Annotated in this window: 20 protein-coding genes and 1 tRNA gene; 10 read left to right on the forward strand and 11 right to left on the reverse strand. The window is 48.5% G+C overall.

From position 1 onward, the window contains the following. Positions 1–118 precede the first annotated feature (118 nt). On the reverse strand, positions 119–409 hold the full coding sequence (locus BJJ97_RS18195; RefSeq protein WP_095994870.1) for a hypothetical protein: 291 nt from the start codon (positions 407–409) through the stop codon (positions 119–121). A 155-nt stretch (positions 410–564) separates the two neighbouring features. Between BJJ97_RS18195 and BJJ97_RS18200 the strand changes: the two genes are divergently transcribed. Both BJJ97_RS18200 and BJJ97_RS18205 read left to right on the forward strand, forming a co-directional pair. Next, a complete protein-coding gene (locus tag BJJ97_RS18200) occupies positions 565–750 on the forward strand; it encodes a GhoT/OrtT family toxin (RefSeq protein WP_095699887.1) in 186 nt (61 codons plus the stop codon). An 83-nt stretch (positions 751–833) separates the two neighbouring features. After that, positions 834–1,340: a DUF523 domain-containing protein gene (locus BJJ97_RS18205; protein WP_095994871.1), complete on the forward strand. Its 507-nt coding sequence runs from the start codon at positions 834–836 to the stop codon at positions 1,338–1,340. A 54-nt stretch (positions 1,341–1,394) separates the two neighbouring features. Here BJJ97_RS18205 and BJJ97_RS18210 read toward each other — a convergent pair whose 3' ends face one another. The 4 genes from BJJ97_RS18210 to BJJ97_RS18225 all read right to left on the reverse strand — a co-directional run bounded on the left by BJJ97_RS18210 (position 1,395) and on the right by BJJ97_RS18225 (position 3,482). Further along, positions 1,395–1,823, reverse strand: a complete 429-nt coding sequence (locus BJJ97_RS18210; RefSeq protein ID WP_039480252.1) for a universal stress protein — start codon at positions 1,821–1,823, stop codon at positions 1,395–1,397. A gap of 164 nt (positions 1,824–1,987) precedes the next feature. Further along, positions 1,988–2,443, reverse strand: coding sequence for a GNAT family N-acetyltransferase (locus BJJ97_RS18215; protein WP_095994872.1), 456 nt, complete (start codon positions 2,441–2,443; stop codon positions 1,988–1,990). 4 nt (positions 2,444–2,447) lie between these two features. Next, positions 2,448–2,972 carry an isochorismatase family protein gene (locus tag BJJ97_RS18220; protein WP_095994873.1) on the reverse strand — a complete coding sequence of 175 codons (525 nt, stop codon included), beginning with the start codon at positions 2,970–2,972 and terminating at the stop codon, positions 2,448–2,450. Between the two features lie 87 nt (positions 2,973–3,059). Then, positions 3,060–3,482, reverse strand: a complete 423-nt coding sequence (locus tag BJJ97_RS18225) for an NUDIX hydrolase (protein ID WP_095994874.1) — start codon at positions 3,480–3,482, stop codon at positions 3,060–3,062. 519 nt (positions 3,483–4,001) lie between these two features. Here BJJ97_RS18225 and BJJ97_RS18230 point away from each other — a divergent pair. Then, positions 4,002–4,256, forward strand: coding sequence for a biofilm/acid-resistance regulator YmgB/AriR (locus BJJ97_RS18230; RefSeq protein WP_095994875.1), 255 nt, complete (start codon positions 4,002–4,004; stop codon positions 4,254–4,256). A gap of 382 nt (positions 4,257–4,638) precedes the next feature. Here the strand turns inward: BJJ97_RS18230 and BJJ97_RS18235 are convergent. Next, positions 4,639–4,726, reverse strand: a tRNA-Ser gene (locus BJJ97_RS18235). 288 nt (positions 4,727–5,014) lie between these two features. Here BJJ97_RS18235 and yccA point away from each other — a divergent pair. Beyond that, entirely contained in the window at positions 5,015–5,674 is a 660-nt protein-coding gene (gene yccA, locus BJJ97_RS18240; protein ID WP_095994876.1) for an FtsH protease modulator YccA, read from the forward strand. A 61-nt stretch (positions 5,675–5,735) separates the two neighbouring features. Here yccA and BJJ97_RS18245 read toward each other — a convergent pair whose 3' ends face one another. Beyond that, positions 5,736–6,911 (reverse strand): IS4 family transposase, encoded by a 1,176-nt coding sequence (locus tag BJJ97_RS18245; protein WP_095994877.1) that lies wholly within the window; start codon positions 6,909–6,911, stop codon positions 5,736–5,738. 164 nt (positions 6,912–7,075) lie between these two features. On the opposite strand from BJJ97_RS18245, the gene tusE reads away from it, so the two are divergent. Continuing rightward, a complete protein-coding gene (tusE, locus tag BJJ97_RS18250; protein WP_095699895.1) occupies positions 7,076–7,405 on the forward strand; it encodes a sulfurtransferase TusE in 330 nt (109 codons plus the stop codon). A 12-nt stretch (positions 7,406–7,417) separates the two neighbouring features. Here the strand turns inward: tusE and yccX are convergent, their stop codons facing one another. Next, positions 7,418–7,696 carry an acylphosphatase gene (gene yccX / locus BJJ97_RS18255; protein WP_095994878.1) on the reverse strand — a complete coding sequence of 93 codons (279 nt, stop codon included), beginning with the start codon at positions 7,694–7,696 and terminating at the stop codon, positions 7,418–7,420. A gap of 225 nt (positions 7,697–7,921) precedes the next feature. Here yccX and hspQ point away from each other — a divergent pair, with 225 nt between their 5' ends. After that, complete coding sequence (hspQ, locus tag BJJ97_RS18260; protein ID WP_095699897.1) at positions 7,922–8,230, forward strand: heat shock protein HspQ; 309 nt, start codon at positions 7,922–7,924, stop codon at positions 8,228–8,230. An 81-nt stretch (positions 8,231–8,311) separates the two neighbouring features. Here the strand turns inward: hspQ and BJJ97_RS18265 are convergent, their stop codons facing one another. Continuing rightward, entirely contained in the window at positions 8,312–8,725 is a 414-nt protein-coding gene (locus BJJ97_RS18265; RefSeq protein ID WP_095994879.1) for a CoA-binding protein, read from the reverse strand. 194 nt (positions 8,726–8,919) lie between these two features. On the opposite strand from BJJ97_RS18265, the gene BJJ97_RS18270 reads away from it, so the two are divergent. Both BJJ97_RS18270 and BJJ97_RS18275 read left to right on the forward strand, forming a co-directional pair. Further along, positions 8,920–9,444, forward strand: a complete 525-nt coding sequence (locus BJJ97_RS18270) for a DUF2057 family protein (RefSeq protein ID WP_095699899.1) — start codon at positions 8,920–8,922, stop codon at positions 9,442–9,444. A gap of 137 nt (positions 9,445–9,581) precedes the next feature. Next, entirely contained in the window at positions 9,582–10,040 is a 459-nt protein-coding gene (locus tag BJJ97_RS18275) for a methylglyoxal synthase (protein ID WP_039480219.1), read from the forward strand. Between the two features lie 77 nt (positions 10,041–10,117). On the opposite strand, the gene helD is transcribed toward BJJ97_RS18275, so the two are convergent. After that, a complete protein-coding gene (gene helD / locus BJJ97_RS18280) occupies positions 10,118–12,175 on the reverse strand; it encodes a DNA helicase IV (RefSeq protein WP_095994880.1) in 2,058 nt (685 codons plus the stop codon). Positions 12,176–12,371: 196 nt separating this feature from the next. Here helD and BJJ97_RS18285 point away from each other — a divergent pair, with 196 nt between their 5' ends. Both BJJ97_RS18285 and yccS read left to right on the forward strand, forming a co-directional pair. After that, a complete protein-coding gene (locus tag BJJ97_RS18285) occupies positions 12,372–12,818 on the forward strand; it encodes a YccF domain-containing protein (RefSeq protein WP_039480214.1) in 447 nt (148 codons plus the stop codon). Positions 12,819–12,838: 20 nt separating this feature from the next. After that, on the forward strand, positions 12,839–14,974 hold the full coding sequence (gene yccS / locus BJJ97_RS18290) for a YccS family putative transporter (RefSeq protein WP_095994881.1): 2,136 nt from the start codon (positions 12,839–12,841) through the stop codon (positions 14,972–14,974). A gap of 16 nt (positions 14,975–14,990) precedes the next feature. Here yccS and BJJ97_RS18295 read toward each other — a convergent pair whose 3' ends face one another. Further along, on the reverse strand, positions 14,991–15,611 hold the full coding sequence (locus BJJ97_RS18295) for a TfoX/Sxy family DNA transformation protein (protein ID WP_095994882.1): 621 nt from the start codon (positions 15,609–15,611) through the stop codon (positions 14,991–14,993). Positions 15,612–15,814: the final 203 nt, after the last annotated feature.

The raw sequence follows: 15,814 nt of genomic DNA on the forward strand, positions 1-15,814 counted from the left end.
ACAATGTCCATACTGAAATAAAAATTTAATATTTCTGTCACATAAATAGTTTAATTGATCTCTTAGCAAAGAGATTATTATTTCGCTATTTTTATTTCCCTGTCGAATATTATGTATTTCAATTTCTCATTCTCCAGTCATCAATCATTTTCCGGGTCACATCCTCTTTGTAACAAATTGGCGAATAGCCTCCTGCCCGACTCCATGCACTACGCTTACCGCACTTGCTGCCATTACGTGCTGAATTATAAGGGCAAGGACAATTACCAGAATAAGACGAAATAGATTCCTGAATGATCTGTTCTTTGATCTGCTCATCAGAAATTCGGACGTTTTTCGCCATACTAGGCGTAGAAACAGAAAGCAGGGCCACAGCACATACCATCGCAACAGCCAGCGTTGTTTTCATACCGAGGGTCTCATTTTAACCAGAGGATAATAACTGTAGTACAAAATACGCACCGCAAAGCGATGTCACCCGACGACGCATTATGGGTTAAAAAATTGATCAGAAAATATTAACAACATAAAATGCAGGCGCTTCGAGGATAAAAGGAAACAAACGTGCCACATCACTCCCTTTGGGAACTCATTAAACTTACCTACATGATCGGCTTTGTCGTTTCCCTGATCGTGACGTTCTTGTTAAGTAAAGACAAATCCCTGTTCATCCGATTCTTTGCCTCGTTAATGGTGGGGCTAACCTGGCCGTTGAGTTTTCCCGTTGTCCTGCTGTTCTCCATTTTTTGAAGCGGCGTTTCTCTTCCAGACAACGAGCATGATGACTCAATGCAGCCACGCCTATGCTTACCTTTTAGAGGGAATGCCCTACGATGAATAACATTCTGATCAGCGCCTGTCTGTCTGGTTTTCCCGTTCGCTATAACGGTACTGAAAAGAAATCTGTCGGCGAGTCTCTTGCCCAGTGGCGACAACAGGCGAGACTGATTACGTTTTGCCCAGAACTGGCTGCGGGTTTCTCTACGCCTAGACCGTCTGCGGAGATTATTCCCGCCTCGGGCGGTCATTCGGTCATCAAGGCTGGCGCCAACGTTGTTGAAGCCACTGGCGGCGATGTAACCGAGCGCTATATTCTGGGTGCCTGGCTAACGTTGCAAATGGCACAACAGAATAACTGCCGCTTCGCTCTCCTGACCGAAGGGAGTCCATCCTGTGGTACACACATCATATACAGCGGGCGCTTTGACGGTTCGCAAGTAGCAGGCAGCGGCGTCACCGCTGAATTACTGCGTCATCACGGTATCGAAGTATTTTCCGATCGCGAGATCGAACGGTTGATCGAACGTGTTGAATATTGCGATCGCCATGCTTATGCATAGTGTCGCTGCAGCCCCGTCACCAAATCCAAACGCGGCGGCAGCGTTATGCAGAAACTAACGGACAACTAATACCGACATTTTCGCATGGCGAACAATGGCGGCAGCATTTGAGCCAAGCAGATAGGTTTTCACATTCGGTCGGCGTGAACCAATGACGATTAAATCTGCATTAATCTCCTCCGCCAGCGCTAACACTTCGTCTCTGGCCGATCCGAAGCTGACGCTGCATGACAAACGCGATGCAGGAAGGTCGATCGTTTTCATCAGTGATTTCAGCTTGTCATTCGCTTTCACCACCGCTTCGTTCTCAAACTCTTTTATGCCAAAAGAATAAGCAGATAAAAACGCCGACGCATCTGGGAGGGAATGAAAGAGGTGGATTGCGGCACCCGACATTTTAGCCAACCTGACTGCATGCGTAAGCGCGTGTTTGGTGAGTTCATCTTCTTCTATATCTACTGGCACCAGGATGCTCGTGTACATAATCACCTCTCCCCTACATGGATAACTGATTACCTGTCAGTATGTAAGAAGCGTAGTCTGCCCCTCGTCAGCAAAATATGATCCCGTTCACTTTTACGCATGTTGCCTGCAATTTTTAGCCCAATCGGCGCATAAAGCGAGCCGTTAGGTCACGGATGAATGCTTTAAAGCGATCGTGAATAGATACGTGACGATTCACCCCAAGGGTGATAGCCCATTCCAGTAAAGTGAAATCCATACCGTTCATAAAAGCCGATCAGCTCGGTGCATAAATGCAGCGCAGAAAAACCAGCACGGCGAGTTTCCTGAGTAAGATGCTCAATCAACTGCCCCGCATAACCCTTGCCACGATGGTTTTCTTCAACATAAAGCGCGCACAGCCAAGGATAAAGATCCATGCGGCTGATGAAATCATTGGTAATTAACCCTGCACCACCAATAATCTGCCCGTCCTTTTCCAGCAGATACCAATCTGGCAATGGGTTTTCCGCATCAATGCAGTGGCTGATACAGTCTTCGTAAAGCATCAACGTCTCATCTGATGCCCAGTGGCGTTGGAAGTAATGGATCGCCCACTCTTTGTATTCCGGGCGATTTCTGACAGAAATAATATTCAACATGGAACTAACGACTCATCTTCCATGAAGCAACGATGTGCTCCGTGGTTTCTACCGTAATCGTGTTGCCCGGAATAATAAAATTCCGCCACACGTCGTTGTAATGCGTGATGAGCTGTTCGGCTTTCAGTTCGCCGCGATTGGCCGTCGTGTGCGCATCAGCTGCGATCGTCAACGCATAGCCTCGGCTGGCGGCATTTTTAATGGTTGCATCAACGCAATAATCCGTCGCGCATCCGCAAATCGTCAGGTGGCTAACATTCAACTCAGCCAGCACATCGGCTAACGGCGTACGGTAAAATGCATCGCACGCCGTTTTAGTGATCGACAAACTGCCCTCAGGCTGGTGCAACTCAGGCAATAACTGCCACCCATCGCTGCCTGACAACATGCCATCTCCTTCATGCTGAATAAAAATCGTCCGATCTGCTGCAGCTGAAAGCTGGTTTATCAATGCAACTGTCTGCGCTTGTCGCGCTCTTGGCGTTGCAAACACCGCATTCTGCATATCAATCACTATCAAAACCTGCATCTTCTTTCCTTATTTCGACGCTTAACATCGGCACGCATTATCATCACGGAGGTAACAGTCTGCCATCATCCCAACCCGTAGTTCCGGCTAGATCATGTCTACTATACCATGAGGATAAAACCTGATTTCCCCTGAGCGCAGCAAATCAATATCAAACCAGCGGGTAACGATCGGAACACCGTTTGTCTCTATACCATGAATGATATCTTGTTGATAAAGCGACTCATCCTGAAAACGAGCCTCATAAACAAAGACAATCTCATGGCCCGGCTTGCCATTGTAGAAGAAAATATTCTCTGAAACGCCCAACAGCGAAAAGTCCTTGGTCGCTGCACTGATTTCCTCCTGAACCTCCCTCTCCGCCGCAGCCTGCGACAGTTCGCCAAAATCGATGCCACCACCGAGCGGCAACACATAGTGCTCATCTTTTACCGGGTCATGCCCTTCTGCTAACAGAATCTTGCCATTATTGCGGAAAAGACAAACTGCTTTTGCTCTGATCTTTTGCATGCCAACGCTCCAGGTAAACTACAGCACTCTTTTGATAAAAAGACATTTTTGATAAAGAGACACTTTTGGGTAAACGAACAATTTTTGACAAAAAGACATTTATTGATAAACAGCATGTATCGCAGGAAAATGTCATCTTCTTGTACAGATCAAAATCTTATAGGATGTAATCAAATGCATTAATAGTCTTTATGTTCAGTTAATGTTTTTCCCCGTCTATTTTCCTCTCGTTATGTTTAACTTATTGAAGTCATGTATCTCGCATAATTATTTCAGACATAATATTGTCAGGAAACGATCAATTCATATTTATCCGCCTGACCATTGATCGCCGTCATCCTTTCACGTTTGGCAGCATCGTTGAGTAACGCGGTGTTTATTTATCTTATCGACTGGTTTTATGCGTATGATCGACTAAAGTTAAGTAACCATTTCTTCATGTCTGGCGGATAACGCGTTCGTGCTGTCTGACAAGGCGTGCATTGACCACGTCAGAAAGCGCTAAAGGGAGGAAAAGCAATGCATTCAGAAGTGCCCCAAAACGAGCTCCTGATATCTGATGTCTTCAGTCTTGACTCTCAGATCAGCGATATGGAAATGCTTGGCAACATTGTGGAAGAGATCATTCAATCTGGCCATTCCGTCAGTAACAAGGCCATCATCGCTAAATTAGTCCACAAGATTGAAACAGAAGCCAATGCCGCTTTTCAGGAAAAATATCGCACATTGCTAGATCTGGTTGTTTATAAAACTCAGGATGACTTCCTGATTTAATCTGTAGTCAATACATCAATCTATCGTTTTTCAGTAACGTGTATATTTTCCAATCTGGGCATTTTATTTAATGTACGCACGACTGATGATGAATATATGACCGCCAAATAACACCGATATTTATGTTGTTATTACTCTTGAGCAATAACTATCATTTTATTAATGATGAATAGCACAATGCTTATTTATTTTTACTAATCGTTAGTATTCATTTCTAAATAAATACGCAATGGAAAAAGCATCCGCATCATCTCTTCGGTACATGCCGACGCAGACGACGTCGCAGCCAGCAGAAACATCAGTGCTACGAAGGTAAAACGAGTCAGGGATTCGATAACAGAAACGAAAACGGGCTAGCCTAAGCTAACCCGTTGAATTTTTTTGGCGGAGGAGTAGAGATTCGAACTCTAGAACACTTTCGCGTCGCCGGTTTTCAAGACCGGTGCCTTCAACCACTCGGCCACTCCTCCGCAATGACGCGAACTATAAACAGTGTATGAGATCTTGTAAAGCATCACAGCGCTCAATCGCCTGAAAAATAGTCTAACGCAACGCAATTGGACGCAAAAACGCCATGCAACAAATAAAATAGTGCAATTTATCTCCGGTATCACACGACGAGCAGGGCAAAATACGAGCGCTGATCCGAAAGATGAAAACTTTCAGCGTAAAGAAGGGTAAACCGTCTTTAATAACGTCCTGTAACTATTTATTCTTTGACGTTGGATAATAGCACCCTGAAGAGAGAGTCGCTGACTATGGATCGTATTGTTGTTTCCTCTACCCGTGAAAGCTCGCTACTCAGCACCCATAAAGTGCTGCGTAATACTTATTTCCTGCTGTCGCTGACACTGGGCTTTTCCGCCGTTACCGCAACGGCAAGTACCGTATTTAATCTGCCTGCCCCTGGCTTAATTCTGATGCTGGTTGGGTTTTATGGTCTGATGTTCCTGACGCACAAGCTGGCTAACAGCCCTGCGGGTATTCTGGCGGCGTTCGCACTGACCGGATTCATGGGTTATACGCTGGGCCCGATTTTAAGCTCGCTGATTTCCTCCGGCGCAGGCGATATTGTCATGCTGGCTCTGGGCGGCACGGCGGTGGTGTTCTTCTGCTGTTCAGCCTATGTCTTAACGACACGTAAGGATATGTCCTTCCTGTCTGGCATGATGATGGCAGGATTCGTTGTTCTGGTTGTTGCCGTTATCGCCAATCTGTTCTTGCAGATTCCGGCACTGCATCTGGCAATCAGTGCCCTGTTTATTCTGTTCTCTGCGGGTGCCATCCTGTGGGAAACCAGCAACATCATCCACGGTGGCGAAACCAACTACATCCGGGCGACGGTTAGCCTGTATGTCGCGATATACAATATCTTCGTTAGCCTGTTGAGCATTCTGGGCATCATGCGTAACGACTAAGTTCCGTCTATCGCCACACTGAGAAAGCCCCATCTGGGCTGAGAGATCCCCAGAAACATCATCAATACACCATGATGATGTTTCGATAGGCTCTCGCCATATCGTCGTATACCCTGTCGGGGTTCATCCCCGACAGGATCCTCGGTGATTGACGGATGACATTTTCACTCAATGTCAGATACGACAACACCCTCCGAGATTTCTCACTGTTCGCCTGAAACCATCTATTTATTCCTTTTCTTTCAAGATAATAACCCGTCAGCCACATGATGATGCTGTAGAGTGTCGCTATCAGGCAAAGCACTGATATTCGCTTTTCGCCCCGACTTTTACTTGCCCTAAGCCCCAATCCATAGCGCTCACTTTTCTCATCCCTGAAATTCTGCTCTATCTGCATACGGCGACTGTAAATTTTAACTATCTCACGTGGTTTATATCCCATCAGGCTGGTAAAAAGCAGCCACGGTTCACGCGCGCTTTTACGATACATCTTGTCCGTTTTAGGGAAGCTCTGGTTGCCTTTCCTGCCCGTTGCCCGCTTATGCACGGTATAGAAATGCCCGAGGCAGTCACGGCTGGCGTTGCGTGCCAGTCGCCCAAATCCCAGATAGCATGACTTCGCTCTTGACGTAATATCCCGCGCCATTTTCCATTCCTCATCCCCGATTATCTGAAAGTAAAGGCGACCTCTGACACGTCCGACAAAATGCCAGCCCAGAGAGCGAATGTGATGAAACCAACTGCTGCGAAAGCCTGCATCAGTCACAACAATGACCTGCTTATCTTTGCCGATGGCGGCAGCCATCTGATCGAGAAAGTCGTTCTGAACGGTAGCGTTGTTCTGGTATTGAGAGGCAATGACTTTACTCATCAGCGGGATAGCTCTTCCATCGCACAGTAGACTCGCCCGCAAAACGCTGAGCTCCGATGACGGATAGCCGCTCCAGTCCACGGCAATAACGCATAATGAAAGGCTGCTGGTGAGGCGGGATACAAGCTTCTGATAAACAGCGGGGACATCGCTAAACATCAGGTCACTGTTGAGATGCCGGTCAACACGCTTAATCTTGTGCTTAACCCGTGCCGGTCCTGGCAGATACCTGCCGATGCTGGTAAGAGAGAGCGATGCGCCACGCGTCAGTGCGACGGTCATATCGAGCAGAGCATTTTTACGGTACTGATGAAGTGAGTTCAGGGACTGGCTAAAAAATTTATGGCAAACTTGTGAAGCAGGCATAGAGGCGTGACCTTACTTTTTGGTGGAACACTAAGTAGATCACAACCTTCTATGCCTGTCTTTATTTATGGGGAACCATCAGCCCATCTGGGGCTTTTTTTTATTCCGGTGCAAACAGCAAAATTTGTTAAACTGCGGGCTGAGATATCGCAGTCGGAGAGAAGATGTTGGAGTTTGAAGGGCGAACAATCGCAACTGACGCGCAGGGTTACCTGATGGACAGCACCGTATGGAGCGAAGCATTGGCTCCCGTGTTAGCGGAACAGGAAGGCATCGTGTTGACTGAACCGCATTGGGAAGTCGTCCGGTTTGTGCGGAATTTTTATCAGGAGTTCAATACGTCACCCGCGATACGTATGTTGGTTAAGGCGATGGCGCAAAAGTATGGTGAGGAGAAAGGAAATAGCCGCTATCTGTATAAACTGTTCCCGAAAGGGCCAGCCAAGCAGGCAACCAAAATCGCCGGCTTACCCAAACCGGTAAAATGCATCTAGCACGCCCCCGTTTCAGTAGCGGATCGTAAAACCGGCATAGTCCGTCTTACCATGTGGCTCAATAAGCACCTTATCCACTCTGGCGCTTCGTGGGCCTCCTTGCTTCAGCCACTCAATCAACGCGTCTACCGCATGAGGTTCGCCGCTTGCTACCACCTCCACGCTGCCATCATCACAATTGCGTGCATAGCCATTGAGCCCAAGCTGCATAGCCTGATGCTGCGTGCTGTAACGAAATCCAACGCCCTGGACCACGCCATAGACATAGGCGGCCGTCGCTATCTTTGCCATCTTCTTCCCCCTTTCCAGCCCTGCGACCACACAACATTTCATTAGCAGACCTGTATCTTCTAAAAATTTACACCATACTATTAATAATGTGTTCAGCCTGCGATTCATCAACGAACTCATTATTTGAAAAAACGCTATACGCTAAAAGGCGTTATCGGATGCGGTTGCTTTTCCTCCACGCCATCCGCAACGAGTAGAAAGTGTAATCTATTTCCAGGGGGTTATATGATCATCTGTAAATTCGGTCTTGGACAACAGATTCGTCATAGACAACTGGGATTTCCAGGGGTCGTTATTGATATCGATCCCGAATACTCATTAGACACGCCCACCTGGGAAGAAATTAGCGGCAATGACACGCCGCGCGCCGAACCGTGGTACCACGTTGTGATGGAAGATGACGAAGGCCAACCGATTCATACTTATCTGGCAGAAGCGCAGTTGATGAAGGAAGAGCTTTCTGAGGATGAACACCCTTCGCTAAACGAATTAGCCGAGGTCATTCAACGCCGCGCGCCACAGCTGCGCCATTAGTTGTTCACTGAAAGCTGATACTGACGCCAAAGGTAAGTATTGGCGATGTTGTGGTATTCAGCATCGCCGACTATCTGCAGCTTATTTTTCTAACCCCAGCCGCGGGATTTCAATTTTCGGACAGCGATCCATGACGACTTTCAGCCCTGCATCGTGAGCTAAAATGGCGGCTTGCTCATTAATGACGCCAATCTGTAGCCACAGAACGGTCGCGCCGATGGCGATGGCCTCTTTGGCAATCTCATAGGCCGCTTCCGGCTGGCGAAAAACATCGACCATATCAACCGGTTTAGGAATGTCCTCTAAGCTGGCATACGCTTTTTGACCTAACAGCGTCTGGCCGGCCAGTTTGGGGCTAACGGGGATAATGTCGTAGCCCTGCTTAAGCAAATACGCCATCACACCATAGCTCGGACGGGATGGATTATCGCTGGCCCCCACTACCGCAATGGTTTTTACCGTTGTCAGTACAGACTCAATCTCTCTGTCATTCATACTATTCAACCTCTCTTGCGTGATTGATTACAGTGTATCTCACATTCTACGAATAGCAGGAAATGGCTTAAAATCGCCTCCATCTGTGCCTTATAGCGCGAAAGATGCAATAACAGCCTGTTTCAAATTGAAACCTTTGACACATTCAGACAATTCCTCAACAATACTCGGATTACGTTCCATCTGGGAAAATTATGAAATTCGGCTTCATCACTGTCTGCCTTTTTATTGCAGGTTTAAGTACCTCTGCAATGGCGGCAACAACGTTGAAATTAGATCAGAAAATCGATCTCCTTATGGTTGACGGGCAAAAGATGTCAGGCTCGTTGCTGAAAGGTGCCGATAGCCTCGAACTTGGCAGTGGGCAACACCAGATTTTGTTCAAAGTTGTCGATACTGTCGATGCCCAGACTGGTGCACCAGAGACCTATTTCCCTTCAACCTTTATTGCGACCTTTAACACGGAAAAAGTAGCATCAGTGTCATTTAAGCTACCCCCGCTGCAAACCCTTCAGGATCGCAAGAACTTTACCGACCAGCCTCAATATCAATTGCTTGATGAAAAAAATCAGGCAATCCCCGTGCGTACCGATGCGTTTGTGATCGCAGACAATGAGCTACTCGATATAGAGCGAAAAATGTCAGAGTACAACGCGGCGGCAAAAGGGGCTTCAGTTGCGGGCTTTGCGACCGCACTGAATGAATCCGTAAGCTGGTGATTTTACGCGCAGTCACATCTGATTTTTGATACCCGTTCGCCTTTTCCTGCTTTTATCGCTTTGCACTGAAACTACGTTTCCGTAATCTGTCTGTACCCTAGCGTCAGCTTTACTACACCAGATTGAAGGACGTAACCATGGAGTTCACCACCCGTACCATCCCTGCGCAAAAACATATCGCGCTGGTCGCACACGACCACTGTAAACAATCTTTGTTGGATTGGGTTGGTACGAATAAACAACAGCTCACAGAGCACACGCTTTATGCTACCGGAACCACCGGTAACCTGATTCAGTTGAACACGGGTCTGCCTGTAAAAAGCATGCTAAGTGGACCGATGGGGGGTGACCAGCAGGTTGGCGCACTCATTTCCGAAGGGAAAATCGATTTGATGATCTTCTTTTGGGATCCGCTTAATGCCGTGCCCCACGATCCCGATGTGAAGGCGCTGCTGAGATTGGCTACGGTTTGGAACATTCCTGTTGCTACCAACCGGGCAACGGCGGATTTCCTGATTAACTCAGCGCTATTTAACGAGCAGGTTCAAATCGCCATTCCTGATTATCAGCGCTACCTGCAAGATCGACTGAAATAATATCCGTACATCATACTGGACCAGCGGCGTACTACACCGTCGACGCTGGTCTCTTCTGTTCTACTTCTCTCTTTTCGTTATCCCGGCTTACGCTGCGTCGGTACACCTAAACGATGAAGATGTTCAATAAACGCCGATGGATTCGCCACATCCTGTAGCAACCAGACGCGATGTTTCGCTCTCGTCAACGCCACATAGAGCAAACGCCGCTCTTCCGCATCGGGGAAGTCCTCAGGTTCAGGTAACAGCACTGCCTCAATCACGGACTCTCTTGCCGGGGCCGGGAAGCCATCTCTCCCTTCATGCATACCCACGATAATGACATATTCCGCCTGCTGCCCTTTACTGGCATGCACCGTCATGAAATCAATCTGCAAATTCGGCCATTTGGTTGCCGCCTTCTCCAAAATCGCCGGGCGTAAATGGTGATAACGCGCAAGCACAAGAATGCACTCATCAGCTTTCACAAAGCCGCTCAGTTTATCCAGAAGTGGTTCAAGCTGATCCTGAGGCAGAATCGTCACCGCTTTTTTATCCCCCTTGCTCAGGCTATTAAGCGGTTTCTTCAACTGATACGGATTTTGCTGTATGAACGTATTCGCAATTTCACCAATGCGTTCATTAAAGCGATAGGTGGTATCCAGCGCGCACTGCTCACCTACGCCGAAATGCTGTTCAAATGCTGTCGTCAACGCCAGCTCAGCACCGCTAAAACGGTAAATTGCCTGCCAGTCATCCCCGACGGCAAAAAGGCAGGTGCGGCTATTTTGTCGACGCAGTGCGGCAAGCAAGCTCGCACGCTGTGGCGAAATATCCTGAAATTCGTCCACCAGAATGTGCTTCCAAGGGCTGACAAAGCGCCCTTTATCTAGCAAGTTCACGGCCTGATGGATAAGGCCAGAGAAGTCGACGGCGTTCTCATCCTTAAGCGCTTTTTTCCAGGCTTTCAACAACGGTGCCATCAAGCGAATTCGTTGCTGAAACGCTGTCCGAATAGATTCTGGCGCCTGCTCAACCATTTCGCTCTGGCTGCCGCCGTGCATACGCATCAACCCTAACCAGCGCTCAAGTCGCCCGGCCAACCGCCCCGCCAGCTTCGGATCGTTCCAGAAATCGCCTTCTGGTACATCCCATTCCAACTCTTCCGTTAACCAGCGTCGCCACCCGTTAGCCTGCGTTTTTTTCTCGGCACACTGCTGCTGCCAGTGAGAAATCAGCAGTTCGCGACGTTGTTTGGTATCACTTTCCAGTTGGCTTATCATCGGAGCCTTGCGGCTAGCCTGCTGAATAATGTGCAATGCCAGTGCATGGAACGTCTTAGCCTGAATTTCGTCCGTGTGGAGCCTCTCCCGGATGCGCTCGTTCATCTCTTCTGCCGCTTTACGGCCAAATGCCAGTAGCAAAATCTGATCGGCCGTGGCTTCTTGTCGGTGCATTAACCACGCTGCTCGAGCCACCAGCACAGAGGTTTTTCCACTGCCGGCACCCGCCAGTACCAGTACACCGTCTTCGCCATTGATCACCGCTTTACTCTGCGACACATTTAATGGCGAACTCTCCACCGTTTCAAAGAAAGGCTGCTCTGCCGCCAGCGTGCGATCCATCCATGCCTGATTCGCCACAGTGCGCATCTCATCGCCCTGCTCAAGCCAGCGCAAGCAATGCTGGTAGTTATCACGGCAGTTATCAAAGGTTTCAAGACGAGAAACAGGCAGAGGCAAAGCCCCCAGCGAATCGCGAATGGCATTCTGCAACGTGACCAGAGCCTGACGGCTAAACCATTTATCCTGCTGCGTCAGCGTTTGAATATTGTCCGTTTGGCGCTGCAAAACTTCAGCGCTGATCAGGCTCATCTCCTCGCTCCAGTCAAGCCAGGATTTAAGAAGATGGCGGTAAAAAGCCTGCGTTTCCTGCCACTCTGTTCCGTGCAGACGCACCACTTTTCCGGCTGGCAATTCAAATTCCAGCTCTCCCCACACCAGCCCTCTTTTACAGTGAATACTCAGCAACTGATTAAAGGGGATCAGATATTGATGTTTATCGCCACTCACTTCGACACCGGCATTCAGTAACCGCACCCGGTTGTAAGGATGCTGGGCCAGATGTTTACCTAACGAGGTAGATTTCAGTTCCATGATGTTCGCGCCATGACTATGTGAGAGGATATTCGTCCATTTCTTGTCGTTTATCTGACTCTAGTTTACCCGTTATCGGACTTCACGCTCTAGCCTTAAAAACAGGTTAGGATATCCTGATGCTTAATGTGATAATTCTTTTACCATCAGCGAGTTTGGGACGTTATCTGGTGACCTTACAAGTGCAGGAGAAACTATGCGTACTGTGTTGAACATCCTTAATTTCGTATTAGGTGGTTTTTTCACCACGTTAGCCTGGCTTCTGGCGACAGTTGTCAGCGTGCTGCTGATTTTTACCTTACCGCTAACACGCTCATGCTGGGAAATCACCAAGCTGTCGCTCTTGCCTTATGGTAATGAGGCTATCCATGTTGATGAGCTACGCCCAGATGACAAGAGCACAATTCTCAGCGCTGGCGGATCGCTACTGAATATCTTCTGGTTCATTTTCTTTGGCTGGTGGCTTTGCCTGTCGCACATCATTACAGGCATCGCACAGTGCATTACGATCATTGGCATTCCTGTTGGCATCGCAAATTTTAAAATTGCCGCCATCGCGCTGTGGCCAGTCGGGCGTCGCGTGGTTTCCGTCGAACTGGCGCAGGCAGCGCGGGAAAACAATGCCCGCCGCCACTTTCGCTAACGGCATCTAAGGATACTACGTTGCTCACCTTCGCCCCGGGAATTCGCCGCTATGTGTATAACAGCAGTTGGCTGTATACCATTCGCATCCTCATTGCACTGAGTGGGGCGGCGGCAGTTCCCTGGTGGCTGGGTCAGCCAACATCGACAATCCCCGTTACGCTTGGCGTCGTCGCGGCCGCTCTCACTGACCTTGACGACCGCCTCACCGGGCGCCTGCGTAATTTGTTCATTACGCTAGCCTGTTTTTTTATCGCTTCCGTTTCGATCGAACTGCTTTTCCCCCACCCCTGGCTGTTTGGCCTCGGTCTGGCGGTGTCGACCTGCGGTTTTATTTTGCTCGGCGCATTAGGGCAACGCTATGCAACCATCGCATTCGGCGCACTGCTGATCGCGATTTACACCATGCTGGGCATATCCCTTTACGACAACTGGTATCAGCAGCCCATCATGCTGTTGATAGGGGCTTCCTGGTACAATCTGCTGACGCTATTCGGTCATCTGATCTTTCCCATCCGCCCGTTGCAGGACAACCTCGAGCAGTGTTATCAGCAGTTGGCCCGCTATCTGGATGCCAAAGCCAACCTCTTCGATCCTGATATTGAAGAAGAAACCGACAAGCCCTTGATTGACGTCGCGATGGCAAATAGCCAATTGGTTGCGACGCTCAATCAGACCAAGTCATCGCTGTTAACGCGTCTGCGTGGCGATCGCGGCCAGCGTGGGACGCGTCAAACACTGCACTACTATTTCGTCGCGCAGGATATTCACGAACGAGCCAGCTCATCGCATGTTTACTATCCACAATTGCGTGAGAAACTGCGTTATAGCGACGTCCTATTTCGCTTTCAACGCCTGCTGAGTATGCAGGCCAAAGCCTGTCAGCAGCTGTCGCAATCCATTCTGCTACACCAAAAGTATCAGCATGACAGCCGCATTGAGCGGGCTTTCGTGCATCTCGAATCTGCTATTGCGCGTATCGCGGCCAACAACATGGCAGACGCAGCACAAATCAAAGCGCTCACCTATCTCTTAAATAATTTACGCGCCATTGATGCCCAACTCGCGACTATCGAATCCGAACAGGCCATTGAGCAAGAAAACAACCCAGAAAACACGCTGGCAGATGACAAAATCACGGGCTGGAGCGACATCCGCTTACGCATTAGCCGCCACCTGACACCGCAGTCAGCACTGTTTCGTCATGCCATCCGTATGTCCGTGCTGCTCTGTAGCGGCTACGCGTTGATTCAGGTCACAGGCTTGCAACATGGTTATTGGATTCTGCTCACCAGCCTGTTTGTTTGTCAGCCCAACTATAACGCCACTCGGCGGCGGCTGACGTTGAGAATTATCGGGACATTGACCGGTATTTTACTCGGCTTGCCCATCCTGTATTTCGTTCCTTCGCTGGAAGGACAGCTAACGCTGATCGTTATTAGCGGCGTACTATTTTTCGCCTTTCGCAACGTGCAGTACGCCCACGCGACCATGTTTATTACGCTGCTTGTCCTGCTCTGTTTCAACCTGTTGGGTGAAGGCTTTGACGTTGCGGTGCCACGCATTATCGATACGCTACTCGGGTGTGCCATCGCATGGGCTGCTGTCAGTTTTATCTGGCCGGACTGGCGTTTTCGCGGTCTGCCAACCGTCATCAATAAGACATTGGACGCCAACTGCCGCTATCTTGATGCGATCATGGTTCAATATTATCAGGGGAAAGATAATAGCCTGCCTTATCGCATTGCCCGCCGCGATGCGCATAACTGCGATGCCGAACTAGCGTCCGTCGTGTCGAATATGTCCTCAGAGCCTCATGCGACCAGAAGTAAGCTGGACAGCGCATTCCGCTTCATGTGCCTGAATCATACGTTACTAAGCTATATTTCGACGCTCGGCGCACATCGCGGGAAAATTACCTCAACGGAAACGCTGCAATTGCTGGATGATGCCGTTTGTCATGTTGATGATGCGCTACACTGCAGCGAAGAGGAAAGTTTGCGTATCAATCAGGGATTGAAAACCATTACCGCCAGCCTTCAATCCCTTTCACCCGAGTCAGACAGTAAAGAATCATTAATTATTCAGCAAATCGGCCTGCTGATCGGTCTCTTACCTGAACTCGTACAGCTAAAAAATGACATGATGACACGGTAAAAATATGACGTATCTCTTAGTGCTTTGGCCCTTTGGAGACGGCGTTGTTTTTATACCATTCCAACAGTTCATTGCGGATACCGCGAGGGAGTGCCGCCTGATGCGTACCACAAATGGCACCAGCAAGCGCTAGTAACACGTTGACGCTCAGATTAGCGCGAACCTTCCGCAACTTGAGATAGCTGTTTTTTGCACCGAAATGCTGTAACTCATCGACATTCTTGATTCCCGCTTTCCACAGCAGCCGTTCGATATCATGGTTAAGATTCGGAAGATCCTTTAACCGCCCGTTGGTACTTCTGACTGCCTTATCATACTGCGCGCCTCCCAGCGCCAGGTGGGCGAAATACAGTAGCTGCTCAGATTCTTGCCATAATGCCTCATCGACAAGAAAGTAATTCAAAGGAACAGGCATGCCGCGTTTGGTATAAATCAGATTAGGCATATCACGCTGTTGAAAATATTTTTCATCCTTCTTACTGGCGCGAAGATAAAGCTCCCCTTCCGATACCAGTCCAAAAATCGTTTTATTTGCTGCGATGCTGTAGCCACCAAATTGGGAACGCGAAGTGATGTCCCCCAAAGATGAAAAAGACTGCTGAGATTGCAAAATCCTTTTTTTGCATAATTGCTTCATTGCCATAATCCTTAGTATTGAAATGATCTCTTCCTGAACAATTAAAAATATCTGTAGCAGGAACAAATAATTAACCACAGCCCCGATGCGGCTTCAAACAGTAAATGTGTTTACTGTCTCTTGCATAAGGAATATGCGAAGCGCTTTCAAAAAATCAGGTTGATTTTCACGCACACAGCATATACTGTATGTTCATACAGTAA

The sequence above is a fragment of the Pectobacterium polaris genome, from assembly GCF_002307355.1.
GTDB classification, from domain to species: Bacteria; Pseudomonadota; Gammaproteobacteria; order Enterobacterales; family Enterobacteriaceae; genus Pectobacterium; species Pectobacterium polare.